The following is a 7,701-nucleotide window of genomic DNA, read 5'->3' on the forward strand; positions in this document are numbered from 1 at the left end:
ATTATTTAACTTTATATCCACAGTCGCTAGAGGTTCATTCAAACCGTAATCTATGCGCGGATCGCTGGGGATGCGCTCGCTCTTTGCCTTAACTAACTTATCCAGCAAATAAGCCACATAGGCGTCATTAGCTGGCATTTGGGTGCCAATCTTTTCTTTTGGCCGCTCTGTTGCTTTTGCTTCCGGAGATGGTGTTACTTGAGTATCTCGATCGCGTTCGCTTGCTTTCTTATCGCCAGAACTATTTACCGTACTATTTTCAGGCAATGCAGTTGTTTTGTTATCGCCAGATTCAGTGTTTTCCTTCGCTTCAGATTCTTGTTTTGTCTCAGTTTCCTTGGCAATTTCCAAGATTTTCATTCGCCATTTAGTGGCGGAAATATTATTTTGCTGCGGCTGATTTCGATCGAACTGTATAGTTTTATTTTGGGTTTTTAAAACAACAGTTTGCACATCTTTTTCCTGGAAATCAAAAACCAGATTTTCCTGATTTTTCGCCGCTTCTAGCTGCGGTCTGCCCTCGGTTTCAAACAGATAAACGATACCGCCTAAAAACACCGCCGATATTAACAGAATTAGAGTAGACTTCGGGAACTTCATATGAGACAGCAACCTCCAGATATCTTCCTTATCGCCGCCGCCACCAAAGCCAGCCAGCCGTTCCAAATCCGATTAAAGGTAAAATGACTATACTTATCCAAGTTAACAAGCCAGCTTGGGAAAGTCTCATCTTCAGACGACGCTGGTTTGGCTGCTTGGGACGAATGGAAAGAGTGCGATTTTCTTGCCTATTCAACCAACTGACTGAATTGAGAAACACATCGCCATTTAACTGTTGCTCGAATACCCCATCGCTGACAAAACTAGAATTTCCAAACACAACTAAGCGAGCTTCATCTGAGCGTTTTTTTGGCTTTTTATCCAAATTTTGTTTTGATGTTTGGCTTTCTGACTTATTTGGAGATGCAGCAGGAGAGGGTGATGCTTGTGCTGGCTGGGAATTGGATATAAATTCCGCTTTACGACTCAAAGCTACCCCTAAAATCAACGGCCCTTGGCGATCCTGCTTGGGATCGAAAGTTAATTCCCGATTTTCTAAATCGCTTTCCGCCCAGCTATCTTGAGAAGTCAACAACAGTGGCGTCGCTTCCACACCTTTGATAGGTTGAATATCTAGAGGTCTTGCCATTTGATAGAAAGAAATGCCATTGCCAAAATTTTTAGTAATGGGATGATTTCCGTAGTTAGTCACGATGGGAGTAGCCGGTCCCAATCCAATCAAACGTCCATCATCGGAGGCATCAACGGCAAGACGATTTTCCAGCTTCACACCCCACTCATCCAATAAACTATTGAGTCCCAGATCGGTATTGGGGTCTAATGCCAGTAGCAAGCTGCCACCTCGATCGAGATATTCGCGCAACACTTTAACTTCTTGCTCAAACAAAGCTCGTTTTGGCCCCGCTACCACGACGGCAACGGCATCATCGGGAACTGATGAACGTTCTGCCAAGTTAAGCGCAATGCTTTTATAATTTTTCTGCTCCAGGTACTTCATTGCTTGAGACAGTCCATCTCTGACTGACTCCATCGGTCGTTCGCCATGACCTTGCAGAAAATATACTGCCAGAGTGCGATCGCTTTTAATTTGTTCTATAGCATTAGTCAGTTTTTCTTCCGAAAGCGGCTCATTCTGATTGACGTTTTGGATAAACTTTCGCTGTTCGCCATATTCCAAATAAGCTTCGCCGCTTTCTTTGAGATTAAATTTTCTCGCCAATCCTGGATTGACATTAGGGTCGATATACTCAAAGCTGAACTTTGACCCCTGACGTTGGTAGTTCTCCAATAATTGCTTGTCTTTGGGATCGGGATTGCGATCGAATATCCACACTTTTACAGGTTGGGTTAAATCCCGCACCAGCTGCTGTGACTGAGGCGACAGAGTAAACTGTTGATTTTCTGACAAGTCCATCCGCCCCGAATAGCGGACGCCCAAAAAGTTAATTACCACCAAAATCGCCACAACTGCTGCCGTAGCTACAAAGGCATTAGTTCCTGCTTGTGTGGAACGCTGTCCCCAAAAACTTTGTGTCGGTGAAGTTAAATCGCCATTACCTTGACTTGCCAACCACAATCCTAGAGCCACACTTCCACAAATTACCAACAAAAGCGGTACGGGCAACCACTTGTCCGATACTACCCAAGCGGTGAAACCGGCAGCAAGTAGAAATAGCCCTATCCAGAGCAGATATTTGGCATATTTATCGCTGAATTTGAATGTTTTCATTGGCTGATTACTAATTGCTGATTTAAGATTTCAGATTTCAAATTTATTTAAATCTGAAATTTGAAATCTGAAATTTGAAATTCCCTATGACGAGCGCTGAAAGCGCAAGGCATCGATCGACTGAGCGGTGAGAAACACCCCCAAAACAATAAAACTAGCAAAAAATATCAAACTGCTGCTATCCAAGATCCCTTGTACCAGGTTGTTGTAGTGCTTCAGCAATGATAAATAGCTAAATACTGCGCCAACCCAGCCGCCCCACATCCCGGCGAATAAATCGATCATCCACAGCAGCAAGACAGCGACAAACGTGAAGATTGCCGCCAGAACGTTACTATCTGTAAGGGAAGAGATAAACATCCCCAAAGACAGTACGCTAGCGGCGAGCAAGATTAATCCCAAATGCCCCAATAAAGGTACAGCTGGCGGTACGGGGGGGTCAGCCGCACTCAAAGCGATCGCCTCATAGGCTAACATCGGCATGATAATCGCCGTGAAAAAAGTTAAGACTCCCAACAATTTGCCCACCGACACTGCCCAGTTGGTGATGGGCGACGTTGCCAACAATTCCAAAGTACCGCGTTTGCGCTCATCTGCATAAAGACCCATCGAGAGCATCGGCAGCACAAACAACGAAAACGACCCCATCACGTTTAAGAAGCTTTGCAAAACCAAGTTGGCCACATCGATCGGCGGTACGGTTGCGCCGTACATTCGATCGTATTCTGCGGCTTGATTAATTGTGCCCAGCAGAATAGTCATAAAAATGCAGCCAGCCACAAACCAGAATACACCCGCGATCGCATACGCCAAGGGCGAAGCAAAATAGCTCTGCAACTCCTTGCGGTAGATAGCCATAATATTGGCGAGGATTATCTGCATTTACTTCTCTCCTTGCTCAAGAGCTTCCCTACCAATCTCCCTTTCCTGTTGTACGGGTCGGGGTTGGGGGTGGGTTTGCTCCTCGCTAGTTGTCATCTTTTCCGATGTTGTCAGTTCTAGGAACACATCCTCTAAAGTGGCGCGTGTGCGTCGCATTTCGCATAATCCCAATCCAGCCGATACTAAAGCAGCCGCTATCTCGCGACCCGGTTCGGCTCCCGTTTCCGATGTTATCCGGTAGAGAGCGCGACTTGAGGGTAGATGCTCCATCGGCATAGATTCTACCAAACGTACCCCCGGCACCGCTCTCAATCTTGCCAAAGCGGTGGCAGCATCTCCCTCTACTTCGACTTCATACCCCGAACCTTCAGCCAAACTAGCCTCCAGATTTTCCGGGGTATTAGTTGCCACAATTTTGCCGCGATTGATAATTGTGACGCGGCTACAAGTCATGCTGACTTCCGGCAAGATATGAGTTGAGAGAATAATCGTGTGGCTACCGGCGAGACTCTCGATCAATTTTCGGATCTCAATGATTTGACGGGGGTCAAGACCAACCGTCGGTTCATCCAGAATAATCACAGGTGGGTCGTGGACGATCGCCTGAGCAATTCCCACTCGCTGCCGAAATCCTTTGGAAAGCTTGCGGATCGCGACTTTGCGCTTTTCCTCCAGATTGCAGCGTTTGATGGCCGAGTTAACCGACGCAACGCGATCGCCCGCCGCTACCCCCTTAATTCGGGTTACAAAGTATAAAAAGCCTTCTACCGTCATTTCCGGATACAGCGGCGGCACTTCTGGCAAATAGCCTATTCGCTGCCGCACCGCCATTGAATCGGAATGGACATCGTACCCAGCAATGCGAGCCGTACCGCTGGTAGCCGGTAAGTACCCGGCCAAAATTCGCATCGTCGTCGTTTTACCGGCTCCATTTGGCCCTAAAAAACCGACGATTTCCCCCGGCTCCACAGTAAAGGTAACATCTTGGATGGCTGGGGTCGAGCCGTAGATTTTGCATAAATGCTCAACTTCAATCATCTGACTTTACTCCAGGAGGTTGTCAATCCCGTTTACACTATCGATCGGTTGCCATACAGGTAGCAGGTGAAGCGTCGTGGCACAAAAAGGGAAAGATAAAATTGCCTAACCTAACCACTATCGCTAATGAACGCCTGCTGTAACAGAAATAAAACTAAAACTCCGTTTATCGTTTATGAAGCTAGCTTTTAATTCGCAGGTCGATCGCATACTCCCAAATCTTAAACCAAGCCCTATTAACATTTAATGAGCGAACTAGAAAAAGGCTCTCCAGCACAAGAAAACAAAGCAGCTGCCGCCGCCGCTACGTTGCTGTTGGCTAACTACAGTTTCGACTTGGGCGGCTACCCAGCTACTGAATTGGTTGAGCGTTGGAGTAAAAATTACCCAGCCGACTGGGTGCGGCTCGCCGTAATTGAGGCACTGTATCAAGGTCGGTATAAATCCATTTCGGTCGAGCAGATTTTAGTTATCTGGCTGCGACGCAAGCAACCCATTTACCATTTCAAGTACGAATTTGAACGCCTCGTTTGTAACAAACTACCGAAAGAACTTCGAGAAGTTTTCTTTAGCAGCGCCGCAGATGCAGAGGAGGCATCTCAGCAAGAGTTAAAACCCCTTGCTGTACAAGCACCGGAAATTTCTATACCTTGCGACGATCTAATCCCCGACATGGAAGCAGCTCCCACCTCAAACCCATTTGAAGCTTTGGTACAGCCTGTTTCAGAGGAACATACCTCCAAATCGAATATCGCCTTAGCACAAGTAAAGGAAAGTCACCCCAGCCACAGCGAAAATTCTGTAGAACTCCCATCGCTGCTGCCAAAGTCAGATGAGCAAAAAACTCATCTGACCAATGGCAATTCAGACTATCAGTCTAGCCAACAAAGAGAAAATCTAGAATTCACTGCATATCCTGAATGGGGCTTCAGTCATCGACCGATTGAGCAATTCATACCTGAAGCCTTATCCTCTGACTTCTATATCAAGCTGAAGGCGCTGGCCCACCCAGGAGAGGAACACAAAGAAGGGAAAAATGGAAGAGTGAATTTTTGATGTCTAGGTTTTAGTTACTCCCATACGAATCTCCGAGCAAAAAGATGCCATACTGAAACCACCGAAACGCTTGAGTATGCTTGCTCGCAGTCGCAAGTTAGGACTGGCAAACCAGATGCGCTCTTCTGAGTACATCGTTTCGTACTCGGTAATCAGTGTCATCGCATCATCGCTACCGATAATGTAGCGACCTGCCACCCCTGCCTTCTCAGCATAACCGACATCTCGCAGCAACTTGCCGCTTTGGGGTGTATCCAGATCTGGTATCGGCACCAGCACTGAGGAACCTTCGTGTTTTTCGCTATCCCATTCCATTGTCCCGTCCCAAGTGACGCGAGCCCCACCCCAAGCTAACTTCGGGTCTATGTCGTACTGCTGGCACAGATCGATCACTACCGGGTCGTCTCCTGCGAGCATTTCAATTTTGATATCTGATTTGCCGCTTTCTGATTGCTTGAAGGCTAGATGGTGACTGGTGCGTTGTGAAAACCATTTGCCAGCGCTTAGCTGGAAAAATTCTTTAACATCCATGAAGCAAACTGTCTCGCGCCAAAAGTTTTTTCAATCCCAATCCCCATCTTACAAGGGGCTTGGGGCTAATGAAAGTCAAAAGTCAAAAGTCAAAAGTCAAAAAAGGGGTTAGGGGCTAGGGGCTAGAGAAGAGGGAAGAGGGAAAAGGGAAAAGATTTATTCTGCCGCTCCCCCACGACCTAAGCTCCCACTCCCCCACTCTCGCCAATAAGCTACTCAATGGCTGTCTCCTCCAGACGCTGGAGAGAAATTTTGGCTGCCTCGCAAACTTGCGGGTGAGCATCTTTTTCCAGAAATTTCAGCGCCGGAATGGTCTTGGGGCTGGGAAGATAACCTAAAGCTTCTGCTAAGCGTTGCCGTACCAACCAATCTTCAGATTGGGCAAAGCGGAGAATAGTATCGACTGCTTCTACGGCTTTGATTTCACCTAGAGCGGCGATCGCTGCTTGTTGCAGTACCACTTCTTTAGTATCTAACGCCCGAACCAATACCTCATAAGCACGCCCATCTTTGAGATTGCCCAGCGCCACTGCCGCACTGAAGCGCACCAGCCAATCTGTATCTTCATAGAAAGCCCGTACTAGCGGCTCAAACGCACGATTGTCTTCCAGATAGCCCAAAGCACCGGCAGCGTCAGCGCGAATTCCGTAATCCGGATCGGTTTCCAGCAACTTCACTAAAATTGGATAGCATTCCGGTGTCTGCTTGATGCCCAAGGCAAAGACTGCCATTGACCGAATTTGTAAGTTTTCATCATCTAAAACTTTTTTAATCAAAGGTACTGCTTCCACTGCCGGGATATCCCGCAACGAGGCGAGGGCTATCATCCGATCCCGCGAAGACTTGCTTTCTAGGCGAGCTGATATTTCTTGTAACTGGGAAGGATTCATTCGCTGACCTTACACTCATTTTTTTTACAAATCTTAACATATTCTGGACAGCAGCTTGACGACAAACCAGCCTAAATGCTAGAAGAGTCTGACCGAGAGTGTGACGGCTTGGGGAATTTAGGGATGTCAAGGAGCTAGGATAGTCTCAGAGATAGAGGAAAATTCTCCCTGTATTTTGGTATACCTGTTCGGGATAAGAAAAAATATGTATCTATGGACTCAAGCCCGGAAAGCGTATAGATTGCTAATATCAGCTAGTCTAGCCTGATTCTATGACGAGCGTCGTAGCGGATAGTATAAGCCAGGGAAACAATAATTTGTGTATGGAAATAGAAGGGCTTAATAATCTCCGTCAATATCGCCTGGATGATGCCACCTCAAAACCGCGATCGCAAATTCTACTAGCGGCAGAAATACAGCCGCAAGCAGAGGAGGAAATGAATTTTCAGGCATTGATTTTAGATAGTACTCCCCACGCCATCATCACAACAGATACAGAAGGAAAGATTACGTATTGGAACCGCTACGCCGAAAATCTCTATCAATGGCAAGCAGCAGAAGTTATCGGTAAAGATTTTTATGAATTAACCGTCGCTCAAATCAGCTCGCAGCAAATCGCAGCAATTAGCGATACAGTAGCCCAGCAGAATGAATGGACAGGGAAATTTTCCGTACATCGCAAAGACGGCACACAGTTTTGGGCTGATGTCAAATACTCTGCTCTTAAAGAGAGTAATGGAAATCTAACAGGTTTTTTACAAGTTTCCATACCTAGCAATAATAGCACGCTTTTTCAAGATCGATCGCCACAAAGCGAATCCACCGTTCAAATTTTGTCCGACGCCATACCGGATGCTATATTTCGCGTCTATAAAGATACTACTTTTTTGGAATGTAAACCTCCAAAAGGCTTCAGCTTAGAATTACCTGTCAGTCAATTTTTGGGTAAAAAGATAGGGGAGATATTACCAAAAAATATGGCCGATCGGGCCAAAAAGCAAATAAGAAAAGCTT

At 46.4% G+C, this 7,701-nt stretch carries 7 protein-coding genes and 1 pseudogene; 2 read left to right on the forward strand and 6 right to left on the reverse strand.

The window, feature by feature from the left end; genetic code table 11:
• The 4 genes and pseudogenes from H6S82_RS11685 to H6S82_RS11700 form a co-directional block, all read right to left on the reverse strand.
• Nucleotides 1–666 (reverse strand): annotated as a pseudogene (locus H6S82_RS11685) (hypothetical protein); the annotation flags it as partial.
• A complete protein-coding gene (locus H6S82_RS11690) occupies nt 629–2,290 on the reverse strand; it encodes a Gldg family protein (RefSeq protein WP_190464612.1) in 1,662 nt (553 codons plus the stop codon). The gene H6S82_RS11690 and the pseudogene H6S82_RS11685, both read right to left, overlap by 38 nt.
• An 84-nt stretch (nt 2,291–2,374) precedes the next feature.
• Entirely contained in the window at nt 2,375–3,172 is a 798-nt protein-coding gene (locus tag H6S82_RS11695) for an ABC transporter permease (RefSeq protein ID WP_190464611.1), read from the reverse strand.
• Nucleotides 3,173–4,210, reverse strand: a complete 1,038-nt coding sequence (locus H6S82_RS11700) for an ABC transporter ATP-binding protein (RefSeq protein ID WP_190464610.1) — start codon at nt 4,208–4,210, stop codon at nt 3,173–3,175.
• A gap of 246 nt (nt 4,211–4,456) precedes the next feature.
• Here H6S82_RS11700 and H6S82_RS11705 point away from each other — a divergent pair, with 246 nt between their 5' ends.
• Complete coding sequence (locus H6S82_RS11705; protein ID WP_190464609.1) at nt 4,457–5,266, forward strand: hypothetical protein; 810 nt, start codon at nt 4,457–4,459, stop codon at nt 5,264–5,266.
• A gap of 3 nt (nt 5,267–5,269) precedes the next feature.
• On the opposite strand, the gene H6S82_RS11710 is transcribed toward H6S82_RS11705, so the two are convergent.
• Both H6S82_RS11710 and H6S82_RS11715 read right to left on the reverse strand, forming a co-directional pair.
• Entirely contained in the window at nt 5,270–5,797 is a 528-nt protein-coding gene (locus H6S82_RS11710; RefSeq protein WP_190464608.1) for a phycobiliprotein lyase, read from the reverse strand.
• Nucleotides 5,798–6,009: 212 nt separating this feature from the next.
• A complete protein-coding gene (locus H6S82_RS11715) occupies nt 6,010–6,687 on the reverse strand; it encodes a HEAT repeat domain-containing protein (protein WP_190464607.1) in 678 nt (225 codons plus the stop codon).
• 272 nt (nt 6,688–6,959) lie between these two features.
• On the opposite strand from H6S82_RS11715, the gene H6S82_RS11720 reads away from it, so the two are divergent.
• The coding region (locus H6S82_RS11720) for a PAS domain-containing protein (protein ID WP_191056246.1) at nt 6,960–7,701 on the forward strand (742 nt) is incomplete at its 3' end.

Origin of the sequence: Planktothrix sp. FACHB-1355 (assembly GCF_014748295.1) — a bacterium.
GTDB lineage: Bacteria > Cyanobacteriota > Cyanobacteriia > Cyanobacteriales > Aerosakkonemataceae > Aerosakkonema > Aerosakkonema funiforme_A.

Coding starts and splice junctions, on each gene's coding strand:
- H6S82_RS11690 (WP_190464612.1), bottom strand. CDS start 2,290: ATGAAAACATTCAAATTCAGCGATAAATATGCCAAATATCTGCTCTGG.
- H6S82_RS11695 (WP_190464611.1), bottom strand. CDS start 3,172: ATGCAGATAATCCTCGCCAATATTATGGCTATCTACCGCAAGGAGTTG.
- H6S82_RS11700 (WP_190464610.1), bottom strand. CDS start 4,210: ATGATTGAAGTTGAGCATTTATGCAAAATCTACGGCTCGACCCCAGCC.
- H6S82_RS11705 (WP_190464609.1), top strand. CDS start 4,457: ATGAGCGAACTAGAAAAAGGCTCTCCAGCACAAGAAAACAAAGCAGCT.
- H6S82_RS11710 (WP_190464608.1), bottom strand. CDS start 5,797: ATGGATGTTAAAGAATTTTTCCAGCTAAGCGCTGGCAAATGGTTTTCA.
- H6S82_RS11715 (WP_190464607.1), bottom strand. CDS start 6,687: ATGAATCCTTCCCAGTTACAAGAAATATCAGCTCGCCTAGAAAGCAAG.